Below are 16,307 nucleotides of genomic sequence, written 5' to 3'. Positions count from 1 at the left end.
CGAATGCGGTATGACAGTCGCAGTTGTTTTGACTGACACACCGCATTCGCGAGCAAGCCCGCTCCCACACTGTTTTGTGTGATCTTGATAATTATCCACAGGAGCGTGGAAATGCGTTGGGCGACTTATTTCGCCGTGCTGGCCTCTGTCCTCAGCGTCGGCCTGGCGTTGGGCGTCAGCATGCCGCTGGTGTCCCTGCGCCTCGAAGGCTGGGGCTACGGCAGCTTCGCCATTGGCGTGATGGCCGCCATGCCGGCTTTTGGCGTACTGCTCGGAGCGAAGGTCTCCAGCCGGATGGCCTCGTGGCTGGGCACCGCCAACCTGATGCGCCTGTGCCTATGGGCCGGTGCCATCTCCATCGGCTTGCTGGCAATACTGCCCAGCTATCCGGTGTGGCTGGTGCTACGGCTGATGATCGGCGTGATCCTGACCATCGTGTTTATCCTTGGTGAAAGCTGGATCAACCAGTTGGTGGTCGAGCAGTGGCGTGGCCGCCTGGTGGCGCTGTACGGTTGCAGTTATGCATTGAGCCAATTGTCGGGCCCACTGCTGCTGGGCGTGCTGGGCACTGACCATGACTATGGCTTCTGGGTGGGCGTTGGCTTGTTGGTGGTCGCGCCGCTATTGCTGCTGGGGCGTTCCGGCGCACCAACCGCCGAGTCCTTCAGTGTGACGTTCAGTGACCTCTGGCGCTTCTGCCTGACCCTGCCGGCAATTGCCTGGGCCGTGGCCTTGTTCGCCGCGTTCGAGGCGATGATTCTGACGCTGTTGCCGGTGTATTGCCTGCAACAAGGTTTCACCGCCGAGATTGCCTTGGCGATGGTCAGCACGGTGGTGGTCGGTGATGCGCTGTTGCAATTGCCCATTGGCGCTTTGGCCGACTACCTGCCACGACGCACCTTGTTCTTGAGTTGCGCGGTGTTGCTGCTGGCCTCAAGCCTGGCGATTCCATTGCTGCTGCATACGCAGTTGATCTGGCCGGTGTGGGTGATCTTTGGCGCGAGCGCCGGTGGGTTGTTCACCTTGTCGCTGATCCTGATCGGCGAGCGTTATCGCGACGATGCGCTGGTGCGCGCCAATGCTCACGTAGCGCAGCTGTGGGGCATCGGTTGCCTGATCGGGCCGCTGGTGGCGGGGGCGGGCAGTCAATGGATCAGCGGGCATGCGCTGCCGCTGTTGATGGCGGCCGGGGCGCTGGGGCTGGTGGTGTTGCTGCTGCGCCAGGGCGCATTCGGCGCCGCACAGCCTGCCTGACTTGAAATGCGATCAAAATGTGGGAGCGGGCTTGCTCGCGAAGGCGGAGTGTCAGCCAATACATCTGTCACTGATACACCGCATTCGCGAGCAAGCCCGCTCCCACATTGGATATTCTGCGTTCTTACAGCATGCGTTCCAGGCCAACACTGGTGGCGAACCACGCATTAAACCTGCGCCACCAACTGCCCGGCTCCCGTGTCAGGGTGTGCAACTGGCCGTTATCCTCGGTCACCCACACCACCTGGCCATTCTGCAATTTCGCCTCATAGCTCAACGCCGGCGCCATGCCTTGCAGCGCCAGGTTGCGCACGTGTTCCGCCAGCTCGGGGCTGTCCACCAGTACACCGACTTCGGTGTTCCACAGCACCGAGCGCGGGTCGAAGTTGAACGAGCCGATAAACGACTTTTGCCGATCAAAGATCATTGCCTTGCTGTGCAGGCTGGAGTCCGAGCCGTGGAAAGCACCTCGGCGAAACAGGTGCGGGCCACTGCCACCGCCCGTATCGCCCGGTTGGCGGCGTAACTCGTAGAGTTTCACGCCGTGCTCCAGCAACGCCTTGCGATAGGGTGCGTAGCCGCCGTGTACGGCAGGTACGTCAGTGGCTTCGAGGGAATTGGTCAGCAGGCTGACTGACACGCCCGCATCGGCGCGGCCGGTCAGGTACACCAGCCCGGGTTGCCCCGGTACGAAATATGCCGAAATCATCATCAGTTCATGGCTCACTCCTTCCAGCTCCGGCGCCAGTTGGGTGGTCAGCAGCAAGCGAGGGTCGGGATCGGCCTTGGCCAGCACCTTGCTCGGCGCATCCCACAACGCCTGGTTCCAGGCCCAGATCAGCTCGCGGCGCCAGATGTCCATACGCGGTTGTGTCTGGTAGGTGCGCAAGCGGTTGTAGAGAGCGTGGTTCTGCTGGCGCGACTCGGCCAGCGAATCTTGCAGGCGTGCGCGGGCGGCGTTCAGGTCACCCTTGGACGGAGGGCTTGAGACGAAATCATCGATAGGCTTGCTCAGCGCGCTGTTCCAGTACTGATCAAAGCTGTGGCCGAGCTGCTCCGCAACCGGGCCGACGCTGAGCATGTCGATATCGGTGAAGTTGAGGTTGGGCTCTGCATCGAAATACTCGTCGCCCAGGTTGCGCCCGCCGACAATGGCCACGCTGTTATCCGCCAGCCACAGCTTGTTGTGCATACGTCGGTGTTGCAGCGACAGGTTGAACAGCCGGCCCATCGCCCGCGTCACGCCGGTGCTGCGGCCCAGGTGCAGCGGGTTGAACAGGCGAATCTGGATCTGCGGGTGGGCGGCGAGGGTGGCGATAACCTGATCGAGGCCGTCGCTGGTGGTGTCGTCCAGCAGGATGCGGATGCGCACGCCACGGTCGGCGGCCTTGAGCAGTTCATCCACGAGCATGCGCGTGCTGATGCCGTCGTGCACGATGTAGTACTGCAGGTCGAGGCTGCTCTGGGCGTTGCGAATCAGCTCGGCGCGAGCCATGAAGGCTTCGCTGCTGTTGGGCAGCAGGCGAAAGCCCGAACGGCCCTGGTACGGCGCCGCCTGGGCCTGGATCGAGCGGCCGAACGAGGATTGCGCCGCGGGCAGGACGTCGCTGGGAATGCGCGGTGCATTGACCGTAGCGCAGCCACTCAGCGTCAGGGCGCCCAGCAGCAAAAACGGTAAAAGCCGTCGAATCTTCAAGGGCACTGCTTCCAGGTCAGGGCGGTTGTGGGATATGACGGCAGATTACGGGGAAAGGTCAGTCGGCCACTTCGGCGAGCATCTTCATCGCGGCGGCCCCGACTTTGCGCACTGCCTCTTCGATCTGCGGCGTTGGCTTGGCAGCGTAGTTCATGCGCAGGCAATTACGGTATTTGCCGGAGGCGGAAAAAATGCTGCCCACCGCCACCTGTACGCCTTGTTCCACCAGCACACGGTTGAGTTTCAAGGTATCAAAGCCTTCCGGCAGCTCCACCCACAGCATGAAGCTGCCTTGGGGCCGACTGGCACGAGTGCCGGCGGGGAAATAACGGCTGACCCAATCGAGCATCAAGTCGCGATTACGCTGGTATTGCGTGCGCATCCGCCGCAAATGCGGTTCGAAATGGCCGTTTTTGAGGAATTCGGCGATGGCGATCTGCGGCTGCGTCGCCGTGGAACCGGTGCTGATGTATTTCATGTGCAGCACCCGCTCCAGATAACGCCCTGGCGCGACCCAGCCGATGCGTAGGCCGGGCGCCAGGGTTTTCGAGAACGAGCTGCACAGCAGCACACGGCCATCTTCGTCGAAGGATTTGATCGTGCGCGGGCGTGGGTAACTGTAGGCCAATTCGCCGTACACATCGTCTTCAATAATCGCCACGTCAAATCGCTGGGCCAGGGTCAGCAATGCGCGTTTGCGTGCCTCGGGCATGATGTAGCCCAACGGGTTATTGCAGTTGGGCGTCAGCTGGATGACCTTGATCGGCCACTGTTCCAGTGCCAGCTCCAGCGCTTCGAGGCTGATGCCGGTGATGGGGTCGGTGGGGATTTCCAGGGCCTTCATGCCTAAACCTTTGAGGGTCTGCATCGCACCGTGAAAGCTTGGCGAGTCGACGGCGACGATATCCCCAGGCTCGCAAATTGCGTGGATGCTGGCGGACAGCGCCTCATGGCAGCCGGTGGTGATGACGATATCTTCGGCAGTCAGCTGGCAACCGGAATCCAGAGACAGTCGGGCGATCTGCTCACGCAACTCCATACAGCCAAGAATATTGTCGTAGTACAGACCCGGCAGGTCCTGGCGTCGGCTCACGCGGGCCAGGCTGCGCAGCAAAGGCTTCAGGGTTGGCGACAATACATCCGGCATGCCACGGCCCATCTGTATGACGTCTTTGCGCGGCACGGCGCGAATCAGCTCCAGCACCTGGTCCCACTGCGAGATTTCCACCGGGCGCTGTGCTGGGCGGCCGACTTCCGGCAGCGCCGGCAACTCGCGTCCGACCGGCACAAAATAGCCCGATTTGGGCTTGGGCATCGCCAGGCCGTTGTCTTCCAGCAAGCGATAGGCTTGTTGCACGGTGCTCAGGCTCACCCCGTGTTCCACGCTCAAGGCCCGCACGGACGGCAAGCGGTCGCCGGGGCGATAGAAGCCCTGCTCGATGCGCGTGCCCAGTAATTCGGCGAGGTTGACGTAAAGGGTCATGGTGATCGCTCCGAAGGGACCAGTACAGATAGGTGTAAAATACAGGATTCAGCCCTTCGTAGGCAGTATCTGTATGGATTTAATAAAGGTAGGTTGAATCTGTAATGGTTTTGCCCGCGCGCCCATCCTAGTCACTCATGGCAACAGGCAAATGAGGGGCAACACGATGAACGGCATGAGCGATGTGCGGCTGATGTTACACAGCCAGGAATTGCAGGCAGGGCAGGAGCGGGCTAAGGCGCCGCGCGATATCAGCCGCTGGAGTCTGTTCTGGCACCGCCGCCACACGCGCAAAGCCTTGCTGCACCTGACCCGCGAGCAACTGCGTGACGTCGGGTTGACTGCCGAACAAGCGCGCCAGGAAGGTTTAAAACCCTTCTGGCGCGACTGATCAGAGCAGTTCTTTGAAGCGGTGCCAGAGCATTCCCAGCGCCAACAGCGGCGAACGCAGATGTTGGCCGCCGGGGAAGGTGATGTGCGGCACCTGGGCGAACAAATCAAAGCGCCCTTGCTGTTGGCCGCTGATCGCTTCGGCCAGCAGCTTGCCTGCCAGGTGCGTGGCGTTGAGGCCGTGGCCGGCGTACGCCTGGGCGTAATACACATTGGGTTGATCGGCCAGCCGGCCGATCTGCGGCAGGCGGTTGGCGCCGATACCAATCATGCCGCCCCATTGGTAGTCGATCTTCACGTCCGCCAGTTGCGGGAACACCTTGAGCATTTTGGGGCGCATATAGGCGCCGATGTCCTGGGGATCGCGCCCGGAATAGTGGCAGGCACCGCCGAACAGCAGGCGGCGGTCGGCGGACAGGCGGAAGTAATCCACGGTCACGCGTTGATCGCACACCGCCATATTCTGCGGCAGCAGGCTGGCGGCCTGGGCTTCGCTCAAGGGTTCGGTGGCGATGATGTAGCTGCCGGCGGGCAGCACCTTGCCGCTTAAATGCGGGTTAAGGCCGTTGAGATAAGCGTTGCAGGCCAGCACCAGGGTCTTGGCGTGCACGTTGCCATTGGCCGTGTGCACGTTGACCTCTGGGCCGTAGTCGATGCGCGTGACTTCGGACTGCTCGAACAGCTTAACGCCCAGTTGCTGCGCGGCGGCGGCTTCGCCGAGGGCCAGGTTCAATGGGTGCAAGTGGCCTGAGCCCATGTCGACCATGCCGCCCACATAGCGCTCGGAGCCGATCACGCTGCGCATTTCACTGGCTTGCAGTACACGCACTTCATGGCGATAGCCGAGGTTGCGCAGTTCTTCAGCGTCTTCGGCCAGGCCGATCAAGTCGCGGGGTTTGTTGGCGAGGTCGCAGTAACCCCAGGTCAGGTCGCAGGGGATCTGATAGCGCTCGATGCGCTCGCGCACGATCTCGACGGCTTCCAGGCCCATCAGCTTCATCTGGCGCACGCCGTCGCTGCCGATCACATTGCTGAACTGGTCCAGGCCGTGGCCAACGCCGCGAATCAACTGCCCGCCGTTGCGGCCGCTGGCGCCCCAGCCGATCCTGCGCGCTTCCAGCAGCACCACGCTAAAGCCACGCTCTGCCAGCTCCAGCGCTGTGTTCAGGCCGGAATAGCCGCCGCCAATCACGCACACATCGGCGCGCACTTCACCCATCAACGCCGGGTAATCGGGCTGTGAAACGCTGCTGGCGGCGTAGTAGGAAGCGGCGTGCCGGGCGCTGGCGGTCATGGGGAGCATCCCTGTTTGGAAAATTTGACGCAGGATACAGCGGACGGACGACGCTGTCTGCGCAGGGCGTTTTGCGTCAGAATCCACGCCTATTCGCCGTTCGGTAAGTGTTTCGATGAGTTGCAACAGCCATAAAATCAGCGCGCTGCGCCGGCAGATTCCTTCGTTCGAGTGCGTCCCCGGCTGCCACGACTGCTGTGGGCCGGTGACTACCTCGCCCGAGGAAATGTCGCGCCTGCCACGCAAGACTGCCGCCGAGCAGGATGCGGCCATGGACGAGCTGAACTGCGTGCACCTGGGGCCGAATGGCTGCACCGTGTATGACGAGCGGCCGCTGATCTGCCGGCTGTTTGGCACGACCAAGACGTTGCCGTGCCCCAATGGGCGGCGGCCGGTGGAGTTGATTCACCCTCGGGTGGAAAAACAGATCCATGAGTACATGGTGAGCACTCGGCAAGTACTGGTCTGACGGATGTACCGGATCAAAATGTGGGAGCGGGCTTGCTCGCGAATGCGGTGGATCAGTAAAAAATGCTTTATCTGACACACCGCATTCGCGAGCAAGTCCGCTCCCACATTTGACCGAGTTGTGCCATTTGGTCAGTCGGGGATCGGCAGGTTCAAGCTCTCTTTCACCTCTTCCATCACGATATAGCTCTTGGACTCGCGCACATGCGGCAGCTTGAGCAAGATATCGCCGAGCAATTTGCGGTACGAGGCCATCTCGGAAATACGTGCTTTCACCAGGTAGTCGAAGTCGCCTGAAACCAGGTGGCACTCCAGCACATGGGGCAACTTCAGCACGGCGCGGCGGAATTCCTCAAAGGTGTCGCCCGACTTGTAATCGAGGCTGATCTCGACAAATACCAGCAAACTCCCCTTCAAATGCTGCGGGTTGAGCCGCGCGTTGTAGCCCATGATGATCCCTTCACGCTCCAGGCGGCGTACCCGCTCGGTGCACGGCGTGGTCGACAGCCCGACCTTTTCCCCCAGCTCGGTGAACGAGATGCGCCCATCGGTTTGCAGGATGCGCAGGATATTGCGGTCGATCTTGTCCAGCTCCCGCTTGGTCTGGGTGTTGGTACGCATAGGGGATACGCCTCTGTGAAAAGGGTTTTTGCCGAGAATTGTCGCCAAATATAGGCATTTATATAGTGAAATGCACTGGTCATTGTTTTTTAAACTGCGCCCATCATTGCTCGAATAACACACGTCAGCGGCTAAGCCCGTGATGAGGATATAAAAATGCGCGTTCTGGTCTTGGGTAGCGGCGTCATTGGGGTGACCAGTGCCTACTATTTGGCGCGGGCCGGCTTTGAAGTGGTTGTGGTCGACCGTCAGCCCGCCGCTGCCATGGAAACCAGTTTCGCCAACGCAGGCCAAGTGTCGCCGGGTTATGCCTCGCCATGGGCCGCGCCAGGCGTGCCGCTCAAGGCCATCAAGTGGTTGCTGCAACGCCACGCGCCATTGGCGATCAAAGCCACCGCCGATATCGATCAGTACCTGTGGATGGCACAGATGCTGCGCAACTGCACTCAGAGCCGTTACGCGGTGAACAAAGAGCGCATGGTGCGCCTGTCCGAATACAGCCGTGACTGCCTTGACGAACTACGCGCCGAAACCGGCATCGCCTACGAAGGCCGCAGCCTGGGTACTACGCAGTTGTTCCGCACCCAGGCGCAATTGGATGGTGCGGCCAAAGACATCGCCGTATTGAAAGAGTCCGGCGTGCCGTTCGAGCTGCTCGACCGCGCCGGCATTGCCCGCGTTGAGCCAGCCCTGGCGAGCGTCACCGATATCCTCGCCGGCGCCCTGCGCCTGCCCAACGACCAGACCGGCGACTGCCAGATGTTCACCACGCGTCTGGTGGACATGTGCAAGCAATTGGGCGTGGAGTTCCGTTTCGAACAGGACATCCAGCGCCTCGACTACGCCGGTGACCGCGTCAATGGCGTATGGATCGATGGCAAGCTGGAAACCGCCGACCGCTACGTGCTGGCCCTGGGCAGCTATTCGCCCAAGCTGCTCAAACCGCTGGGGATCAAGGCGCCGGTGTACCCGCTCAAGGGTTACTCGCTGACCGTGCCGATCACCAACCCGGCAATGGCGCCGACCTCGACCATTCTGGATGAGACCTACAAGGTCGCTATCACCCGTTTCGACAACCGCATCCGCGTCGGCGGCATGGCTGAAATAGCCGGTTTTGACCTGTCGCTGAACCCTCGTCGACGTGAAACCCTGGAGATGATCGTCAACGACCTTTATCCTCAGGGCGGCGATTTGTCCGAAGCCACTTTCTGGACCGGCCTGCGCCCGACCACGCCCGACGGCACGCCGATTGTCGGTGCTACCCCGTTCAAGAACCTGTTCCTGAACACCGGCCACGGCACCCTTGGCTGGACCATGGCGTGCGGCTCTGGCCGTTTGCTGGCTGACCTGATGGCGAAAAAAACGCCGCAGATCAGCGCAGAAGGTCTCGATATTTCCCGTTACGGCAGCAACCACCAGGAGTCCGCAAAACATGTCAATCCAGCGCCAGCTCACCAATGAGCGCATGAGCCAGATCGTTGTTCACAGCGGTACCGTGTATCTGGCAGGGCAAGTCGGCGACGACATGAGTGCCGGGATTGAACAGCAGACCCGCGAAACCCTGGCCAATATCGAGCGTTTGCTGGACCTGGCCGGCACCGACAAAACCAAGTTGCTGTCGGTGACGATCTACCTCAAAAACATCGACGCCGATTTCGCCGGCATGAACGCGGTGTGGGACAAGTGGCTGCCTAAAGGCGTGGCCCCGGCCCGTGCCACGGTTGCAGCCAAGCTGTGCGAGCCTGAGATCCTGGTAGAGCTGTCCGTGGTGGCTGCGCTGCCCTAAACATAGCTTTTCCCCCCGGTGCCGTGGCTGATAGTCGGTGCCGGTTTTTCTTCACTTTACCGCCTAGAAGCCTGCCGCCATGCGTCCTGCCCGTGCCCTGATCGACCTCCAGGCCCTGCGCCATAACTACCAACTGGCCCGTGAAGTCACGGGAGCCAAAGCCCTCGCCGTGGTCAAGGCGGATGCCTATGGCCATGGTGCCGTACGTGTGGCCCAAGCGCTGGAAGCCGAGGCGGATGGGTTTGCGGTGGCGTGCATCGAGGAGGCATTGGAGCTGCGGGCTGCCGGGATTCGTGCGCCGGTATTGCTGCTGGAAGGTTTTTTCGAAGCTGACGAACTGCCGCTGATTATCGAACATGATTTTTGGTGCGTGGTGCATTCGTTGTGGCAGTTGGAAGCCATTGAACAAGCCCGGCTGAGCAAACCGCTGACCATTTGGCTCAAGCTCGACTCGGGCATGCACCGCGTGGGCCTGCACCCCAAGGATTACCACGAGGCGTACCAGCGCCTGCTCGCCAGCGGCAAAGTGGCCAGGATCGTACTGATGAGCCACTTCGCCCGCGCCGATGAACTCGATTGCGTGCGCAGTGACGAGCAAGTGGCAGTGTTTGAAGCGGCGCGCCGAGGGTTGTCGGCCGAGGTCAGCCTGCGTAATTCGCCGTCGGTGATGGGCTGGCCGAATATGTCCAGCGACTGGGTGCGCCCGGGCATCATGCTTTACGGCGCCACGCCGTTTGGTGAAGACCAGGCCATTGCCGCACGTTTGCAGCCGGTGATGACCCTGGAATCGAAAGTTATTTGCGTGCGTGAACTGCCGGCCGGTGAGCCGATCGGTTACGGCGCCAAGTTCATCACACCAAAACCGATGCGCATCGGCGTGGTTGCCATGGGCTATGCCGACGGCTACCCGCGCCATGCACCGACCGGCACGCCGGTGCTGGTGGCGGGCCAACGCAGCCAGTTGCTGGGCCGCGTGTCCATGGACATGCTCTGCGTTGATCTCACCGACGTGCCACAGGCCGGGCTTGGCTCCACCGTGGAGCTGTGGGGCAAAAATATCCTTGCCAGTGACGTCGCGGCGGCTGCCGAGACTATCCCCTACCAGATTTTCTGCAACCTGCGCCGCGTGCCAAGGCTCTATTGCGGGGCTTAAGCAGCGCCTACGAGTAGAGCCCTGCGGGATTTAGGCCCAAGTGTTGTAAATACTGAACGCTGTCGCCATGATAACGCTCAATTACAACAAAGCCTGAATCCTAGGAGGCTCCTGCATTGGACGTCGGCGAACGACTGCAATCCATCCGTAAACTCAAAGGTCTTTCCCAGCGTGAGCTCGCCAAGCGCGCGGGTGTCACCAACAGCACCATTTCGATGATCGAAAAAAACAGTGTCAGCCCCTCGATCAGCTCCTTGCGCAAGGTGCTGGGCGGCATCCCCATGTCCATGGTCGAGTTCTTTTCCGAGGAAATCCTCCAGGAAAAACCGACGCAGATCGTCTATAAAGCCAATGAGCTGATCGACATCTCGGACGGTGCCGTCACCATGAAACTCGTGGGTCGCGCGCACCCCAGCCGGGCGATCGCGTTTCTCAACGAGATCTATCCGCCGGGCGCCGACACGGGCGAAGAAATGCTCACCCACGAAGGCGAAGAAACCGGGATTCTGGTGGAAGGTCGTTTGGAGTTGGTGGTCGGCCTTGAAACTTTTGTGCTCGAAGCTGGCGATAGCTACTACTTTGAAAGCACCAAGCCGCATCGTTTTCGCAACCCGTTCGATGTGCCGGCGCGACTAATCAGCGCAGCCACACCCGCGAACTTTTGACAGAAGAGGCGTGCTGCCAGCGTTGCAGACACACCCGTCGCTGTAACCGTGCGGCCGAATCTCCCTTTATTTAATAGGGTTGTTTCGGCCTGACGGGCTAACCGTTATACTTTCGCCGCCTGCGAAACCGTGGCCGCAGGCGTGAATAGCCACCATTGAGGGTGAACGCGTGAACCTAATTATGAAAATGCTGGCTGCACCAGCAACCGTACTGGCCCTATGGGCTGTCAGCGCTCAAGCTGCGACCAATGATGAGATTGCCAAGCGCCTGGAGCCTGTCGGCCAGGTGTGTGTCCAGGGCCAGGAATGCAAAGGGATGGAAGTTGCCGTGGCTGCGGGCGGCGGCGGCGGGGCGAAGACGCCGGATGAGGTGATTGCCAAGCACTGCAACGCGTGCCACGGCACGGGTTTGCTGGGCGCGCCGAAAATCGGTGACACCGCGGCCTGGAAAGACCGTGCCGACCACCAGGGCGGCCTCGACGGCTTGCTGGCCAAGGCCATCACTGGCCTGAATGCCATGCCGCCTAAAGGCACCTGCGCCGATTGCTCGGATGCCGAGCTTAAGGGCGCAATCGAGAAGATGTCTGGATTGAAGTAAAAAGTTAAGCCTTTACAAAAGGTTAGCCCGCAAAGTGGGCTAACCTTTGGGTAACAAGAGCGCTTTCGCATATTTTAAAGTACCAAGGTCGCCAGTAGCCCTACGGCTCCAAGAATGAGTCCGATGAGTGCCCCGCGCCCCGGTAGTTCCTTTAGCATCGCATAAATGACGATGGGTTCTAATATAAGCAGTAGTGTGAGTGACGCCACTGTCACGATCCATATATTCCCTGTGCCTTGGTAACCTAACCAATAAGCGAATATCAGACTTATGCCGGCAATGCATATGAGTAAAATAGGTTTTATAAAAAGTTCAGGATTTTCTATAACTCGTCCAGAAAGTTTTGAGGCATACACTTCACTATAGATAGTTAGGATTTCGCCAAACACCATGAGCACCATGGAGGCTATTAAATAGTGACTGTTTTTCATTGTTTATCTCTAGTTAGGATGTCTAGTATTTCACTCGCGGCAGCTTCCGCATAATCACTATTGCCTAGAAGAAAGTGTGGCCCGTCATGATCGAGCAAGAAAGTATTTCTGTAAGGGGTACTTTCAAGTTGAATAATACGGTTTAAGGTTTTTTCAATCAGCTCTAGACAGGATGAGTGGTTGTTTCTTAATAATTTTATAGTGTTTGCGAAATGGGTTGCTTCATCGGCGATTAAGTTGCAAATCCATGTGTCGAAGCCCGAGTGCCCAAACTGATTATAGAACGTATCTTTCTTGTATGTTTTGACTGAGGTGTATTCATCGTACGCAAACACAGTAAGTAAGCTTAATTCGTTTGATAAAATTTCTTCAAAGGGTTGAAAGTCGCTGTTTCTTGATTTTAAATTGTCCAAGAGAGCTTCTTCGCCTGTATTAAATATCAAACGATTCAGTTCTATAAAGCCGTCGGCATGATTTTTTTCATCTAAAAACCATAAGTCTAAATATTGCACGAAGTATGGGGAAAACTCCCAATTCAGAGATGCAAGCTGGATTCTGATCAGCGATATACCAATAAAGCCTCCTTGCATCGTATTCGGTAATTATTGAGTCGAAGAAAATTTCTTTCCAAGTAGCCTTCTCTGCCTTGCTAAGTGTTAACGGAGGAAAGCAAAAATCCTTGAGAATTGAAGATGCATTGCTTGATTTTTTCGGCGTATTAGAGGTGCTCTGAATGTTATTCATGATAGCGGCCCTTTGGTAAAGTTTTTTCAGGTAGACGGCTTCATACTAAAAAGTTACTGAAAGACAGCGTGTGGTCGACATCCGATGGTTTCCAGTCTGTCTGTTGACTGACGATGGGTTCCCAATAGTTAACAGTGATGTCGTATACGTAACGCCAATCCAAGTTTTCGGACTCTATGACGCCAGCGTTTGGAAAGTATTCTGCCCATTTCATGCCGCCAATTATGCTGGAGGCAACTTGTAAGCTTGTCGCACTGTTGTATTTGGCCATTTTCCTGGCTTTACCAATTGATAGATTTGACCCTAACCAGAAGGCGCGGAATTTTTTGCTGATTAGGAAAACGCCAAGCTCATCTATTCCCGAAATAATCTCGTCTTTTAAAATCGTTTTTTTGATTTTTTCTGATTGCTCACTCTGACCCAAAAGTTGCATTGAATCTAGTGTCTGATCACAAGATTCATACGCATAGTAAACAGTTGGGCGGTAGGTAGGATTCTCGGGGTCGCCTAAAGTCAAATATTCAGCAATTGACAGTGCTTCGTTATGGGTTAGTAAATAGGCAGAAAATTCAAAATAGTTAGGTGACCAGCTTTTAACTCTAACGTTACACCCTTGCTCTAGCATTTCTAGTTCATATCCATTTTTTCTTGCGCCGTAAGGAATTTCTGTTTCGTGTGTGCCCCAGCCCAATTCTGCTGCTTGCAGGCATTCGGTAACGAGACCGTCCACAGACCATGTGGAGACGAAGTTTTGGGGGGCGCGGGCTGATGCACTGACTTGGGAGTCATGCTCGGAGATTTGTATGACTTGTATTTCAAGGATGTTGGCAAGCGCTGCCCATTCAATCTGGTTTTTCGGTTCTGCTACTATGTTGTTTGCTGCGGCCATTTCTACTAAAGCTTTCTTTAATAAAATTGAGATGAAGCCAGGATTTGCGCCATGGGCGACAACAGCGGTTGGGCCAGTAGTTTTCTGTTGATACGTTTTAATTACTTCGCGAAGCTGATAGTTTGTGATAAGCGCCTGGTATTTTTCGTCTTTGTAGGCCCACGGCTCTATACAGGTGTCTAGATAAAGTGAGTCATACTTTTGAGCCAGCTCTAAAAGCTCCAGGCTTGAGACAGATACTGCGAGGTTCACTAAAAAAGTATTTCCGTTTAAGTACGGCGAGAGTATGGGTTTGAAGTTTTCAGCGGTTATGGCCTTTTCTTCCAGGGTGGCTGAAAATTCGGTGGTGATTTCGATAAGGCTCTCGTTTAGGTGTTTCTCAAAAATTGTCACGCTCACTCCATTGTAATGCCTTGAAAATAGTGGGAGCAGGCCTTGTGCGACGCTTCCGAAACCGATAATTATTATATGATTAATATTTTTCATTGCGCTTCCTTGGGTATTTGTATTCGTTAGGTGTATAGCCTTTTGAAGATGGTTTCATACTGAAATCGATATTAGTGCGTGGATATAATTGGTGTTTTGATCTTGTCCTAAATGAACGTAGGGCTTTTATTCAACGAGTCGTAAGGCTTTTCTTTGGTCGTAATCTCGGGTTAAACCTTTATGATATGTTTCTATTTTAATTAGGTTTTTATTTGGCAGTTTCTTCATGCGCACAGGGATGGCCTTATCAAATTGATTGCTGTTCATTGCAGCAAAGACCCGGCAAGCTCGGTCCAACCCCTAATCACGGAATGTTCAGGAGGGTCGGATGGTGCAGTTGTGTTCAATCGAGCAAGCAGTTGACGACGTACTGGCGCGCCTGCCGGCGCATATCCACATGGGCATGCCGCTCGGTTTGGGCAAGCCCAACCTGTTCGTCAACGCGCTCTACCGGCGTATTGCCAAGCTGCCGGAGCGCGAGCTGACGATTTACACCGCACTGGCCCTGGGCCGCCCGACCATGGGTGACGGGTTGCAGAAGCGCTTTCTCGAACCCTTTATCGAGCGGGTATTCGGCGACTATCCCGAGCTGGATTTCCTGGCGGATTTGCACAAGGACAGCCTGCCAAAGAACATCCGAGTGCAGCAATTCTTCATGCAGCCCGGCAGCCTTCTGCACAGCGCATCGGCCCAGCAGGACTACGTCAGCAGCAACTACAGCCACGCCGCCCGCGATATCAACGCCGCCGGCTTGAACCTGGTGGCGCAATTGGTTGCCAGCAGCGCCGAGCACCCCGACCGGCTGAGCCTGAGCTGCAACCCCGATATCACCCTCGATCTGCTGCCCATGATCGCCAAGCGCCGCGAAGCAGGCGAAACCATCCTCGTTGTCGGCCAGGTCCACAGCGATTTGCCCTATATGCCCGGCGATGCCGAGCTGGGCATGGATGCCTTCGATTACCTGATCGACGAGAAGGACAGCACTACGCTGTTCTCCACGCCGAATATGCCAGTGGGTTTCCAGGACCACTTTATCGGCTTGCATGCCAGCACCTTGGTGCGCGATGGCGGCACGTTGCAGATTGGCATCGGCTCGATGGGCGATGCGCTGACCGCGGCCTTGCTGGCGCGCCAGGCCGATAACGAAGCCTATCGGTTGCTGCTGACGGACCTGGATGTGTACCAGTGGGCGCCGTTGATCAGCCACGAGGGCGGGGTCGCGCCCTTTGCGCGTGGCCTGTATGGCTGCAGCGAAATGTTCGTCAACGGCCTGCTGGTGCTGGCCGATGCCGGGATTATTCGGCGCAAGGTCTACCCGGATGTGGCGACCCAGCAGCAGGCCAACGCCGGCACCCTGGATGACGCTGCGCAGCCTGACGGCGTTTCCATTCACGGCGGTTTCTTCCTCGGGCCGCGCAGCTTTTACCGGCGTTTGCAGGAAATGAATCACGCCAAACGCCTCGAATTCAACATGACCGCCATCAGCTACATCAACGAGCTGTACGGCCAGGAAGAGCTCAAGCGTCTGCAACGCCTGGATGCGCGCTTTATCAACAGCGCGATCATGGTGACGCTGCTCGGTGCGGGCGTGGCCGATCAGCTTGAAGACGGCCGCGTACTCAGCGGCGTGGGTGGGCAGTACAATTTTGTTGCGCAAGGCCATGCGCTGGAGGGCGCGCGCTCGATCCTGATTCTGCGCAGTTGGCGCGAATCTGCGGGTGAGGTCAGTTCCAATATTGTCTGGGAGTACGGGCACTGCACCATCCCGCGGCACCTGCGAGATATTGTCATTACCGAGTATGGGATTGCCGATTTGCGTGGGCAGACGGATGCGAAGGTGATCGAGGCGCTGCTGAATATCACCGACTCGCGCTTCCAAAGCTACCTGATCGAACAGGCGCAAAAGGCTGGCAAGCTGGCCAACGACTTCGAACTGGACCCACGTTTTACTGAGAATACGCCGGAGCGGCTCAAGGGCATTCAGGCGCGGCATCGCCGGTTGTTCCCCGAGTATCCGTTAGGCACTGATTTTACCGATGAGGAGCGGGATCTGTTGCGCGCACTGAATTGGCTCAAGAGCAAATTCAAGCTGACGGAGATTCTGGAATTGGGCCGGGCGGCGCTGGATGCACCGGAGCCGGAGGCGTTTCCCGAGCATTTGAAGCGGATGCGGCTGGATCAGCCGGAGGGGTTGAAAGAGGATTTGTATCAGCGCTTGCTGCTCGCCGGCCTCCAAGCCACTGCGCACTAACCGCTCCACACAAAACCAACTGTGGGAGCGGGCTTGCTCGCGAAAGCGGTGTATCAGTCGACTCATTTATTGACTGTTACACCGCATTCGCGAGCAAG

The 16,307-nt window shown here is 57.6% G+C and carries 16 protein-coding genes; 9 read left to right on the top strand and 7 right to left on the bottom strand.

The features are described 5' to 3' along the window. The first annotated feature begins 111 nt into the window (after positions 1-111). Positions 112-1,254: an MFS transporter gene (locus tag ACTD9P_RS02475; protein ID WP_058421142.1), complete on the top strand. Its 1,143-nt coding sequence runs from the start codon at positions 112-114 to the stop codon at positions 1,252-1,254. 124 nt (positions 1,255-1,378) lie between these two features. Here the strand turns inward: ACTD9P_RS02475 and ACTD9P_RS02470 are convergent, their stop codons facing one another. Together ACTD9P_RS02470 and ACTD9P_RS02465 are read right to left on the bottom strand one after the other, a co-directional pair. Beyond that, on the bottom strand, positions 1,379-2,950 hold the full coding sequence (locus ACTD9P_RS02470) for a phospholipase D family protein (protein WP_438866533.1): 1,572 nt from the start codon (positions 2,948-2,950) through the stop codon (positions 1,379-1,381). A 58-nt stretch (positions 2,951-3,008) separates the two neighbouring features. After that, positions 3,009-4,433, bottom strand: coding sequence for an aminotransferase-like domain-containing protein (locus ACTD9P_RS02465; RefSeq protein WP_438866532.1), 1,425 nt, complete (start codon positions 4,431-4,433; stop codon positions 3,009-3,011). Positions 4,434-4,599: 166 nt separating this feature from the next. On the opposite strand from ACTD9P_RS02465, the gene ACTD9P_RS02460 reads away from it, so the two are divergent. After that, on the top strand, positions 4,600-4,824 hold the full coding sequence (locus ACTD9P_RS02460) for a DUF1127 domain-containing protein (protein WP_438866538.1): 225 nt from the start codon (positions 4,600-4,602) through the stop codon (positions 4,822-4,824). Here the strand turns inward: ACTD9P_RS02460 and ACTD9P_RS02455 are convergent, their stop codons facing one another. Next, the gene (locus ACTD9P_RS02455) at positions 4,825-6,117 is read right to left on the bottom strand and encodes an NAD(P)/FAD-dependent oxidoreductase (protein ID WP_438866531.1); all 1,293 of its coding nucleotides are present in this window, start codon (positions 6,115-6,117) and stop codon (positions 4,825-4,827) included. Positions 6,118-6,232: 115 nt separating this feature from the next. Here ACTD9P_RS02455 and ACTD9P_RS02450 point away from each other — a divergent pair, with 115 nt between their 5' ends. Beyond that, positions 6,233-6,586: a YkgJ family cysteine cluster protein gene (locus tag ACTD9P_RS02450; protein WP_438866530.1), complete on the top strand. Its 354-nt coding sequence runs from the start codon at positions 6,233-6,235 to the stop codon at positions 6,584-6,586. A gap of 131 nt (positions 6,587-6,717) precedes the next feature. On the opposite strand, the gene ACTD9P_RS02445 is transcribed toward ACTD9P_RS02450, so the two are convergent. Beyond that, a complete protein-coding gene (locus tag ACTD9P_RS02445) occupies positions 6,718-7,206 on the bottom strand; it encodes an Lrp/AsnC ligand binding domain-containing protein (protein ID WP_003176896.1) in 489 nt (162 codons plus the stop codon). 156 nt (positions 7,207-7,362) lie between these two features. Here ACTD9P_RS02445 and dadA point away from each other — a divergent pair, with 156 nt between their 5' ends. The 5 genes from dadA (at position 7,363) to ACTD9P_RS02420 (ending at position 11,408) form a co-directional block, all read left to right on the top strand. Further along, positions 7,363-8,667, top strand: a complete 1,305-nt coding sequence (dadA, locus tag ACTD9P_RS02440; RefSeq protein WP_438866529.1) for a D-amino acid dehydrogenase — start codon at positions 7,363-7,365, stop codon at positions 8,665-8,667. After that, complete coding sequence (locus tag ACTD9P_RS02435) at positions 8,639-8,992, top strand: RidA family protein (RefSeq protein WP_438866528.1); 354 nt, start codon at positions 8,639-8,641, stop codon at positions 8,990-8,992. The genes dadA and ACTD9P_RS02435 overlap by 29 nt, the downstream gene beginning before the upstream one ends. A 79-nt stretch (positions 8,993-9,071) precedes the next feature. Then, a complete protein-coding gene (alr, locus tag ACTD9P_RS02430) occupies positions 9,072-10,145 on the top strand; it encodes an alanine racemase (RefSeq protein WP_438866527.1) in 1,074 nt (357 codons plus the stop codon). Positions 10,146-10,261: 116 nt separating this feature from the next. After that, complete coding sequence (locus ACTD9P_RS02425) at positions 10,262-10,810, top strand: cupin domain-containing protein (RefSeq protein WP_017135864.1); 549 nt, start codon at positions 10,262-10,264, stop codon at positions 10,808-10,810. 181 nt (positions 10,811-10,991) lie between these two features. After that, complete coding sequence (locus tag ACTD9P_RS02420; RefSeq protein WP_285684959.1) at positions 10,992-11,408, top strand: c-type cytochrome; 417 nt, start codon at positions 10,992-10,994, stop codon at positions 11,406-11,408. Positions 11,409-11,482: 74 nt separating this feature from the next. Here the strand turns inward: ACTD9P_RS02420 and ACTD9P_RS02415 are convergent, their stop codons facing one another. From ACTD9P_RS02415 to ACTD9P_RS02405, 3 genes are all read right to left on the bottom strand, one after another. After that, positions 11,483-11,839, bottom strand: a complete 357-nt coding sequence (locus ACTD9P_RS02415) for a hypothetical protein (protein WP_438866526.1) — start codon at positions 11,837-11,839, stop codon at positions 11,483-11,485. After that, positions 11,836-12,429, bottom strand: coding sequence for a hypothetical protein (locus ACTD9P_RS02410; RefSeq protein WP_438866525.1), 594 nt, complete (start codon positions 12,427-12,429; stop codon positions 11,836-11,838). The genes ACTD9P_RS02415 and ACTD9P_RS02410 overlap by 4 nt, the downstream gene beginning before the upstream one ends. 194 nt (positions 12,430-12,623) lie before the next feature. Further along, complete coding sequence (locus ACTD9P_RS02405) at positions 12,624-13,958, bottom strand: saccharopine dehydrogenase NADP-binding domain-containing protein (protein ID WP_438866524.1); 1,335 nt, start codon at positions 13,956-13,958, stop codon at positions 12,624-12,626. Positions 13,959-14,286: 328 nt separating this feature from the next. Between ACTD9P_RS02405 and ACTD9P_RS02400 the strand changes: the two genes are divergently transcribed. Further along, the gene (locus ACTD9P_RS02400) at positions 14,287-16,209 is read left to right on the top strand and encodes an acetyl-CoA hydrolase/transferase C-terminal domain-containing protein (RefSeq protein WP_438866523.1); all 1,923 of its coding nucleotides are present in this window, start codon (positions 14,287-14,289) and stop codon (positions 16,207-16,209) included. Positions 16,210-16,307: the final 98 nt, after the last annotated feature.

The sequence above is a fragment of the Pseudomonas onubensis genome (assembly GCF_965653655.1).
GTDB lineage: Bacteria > Pseudomonadota > Gammaproteobacteria > Pseudomonadales > Pseudomonadaceae > Aquipseudomonas.
This window is presented reverse-complemented; position numbering and strand designations above follow the sequence as displayed.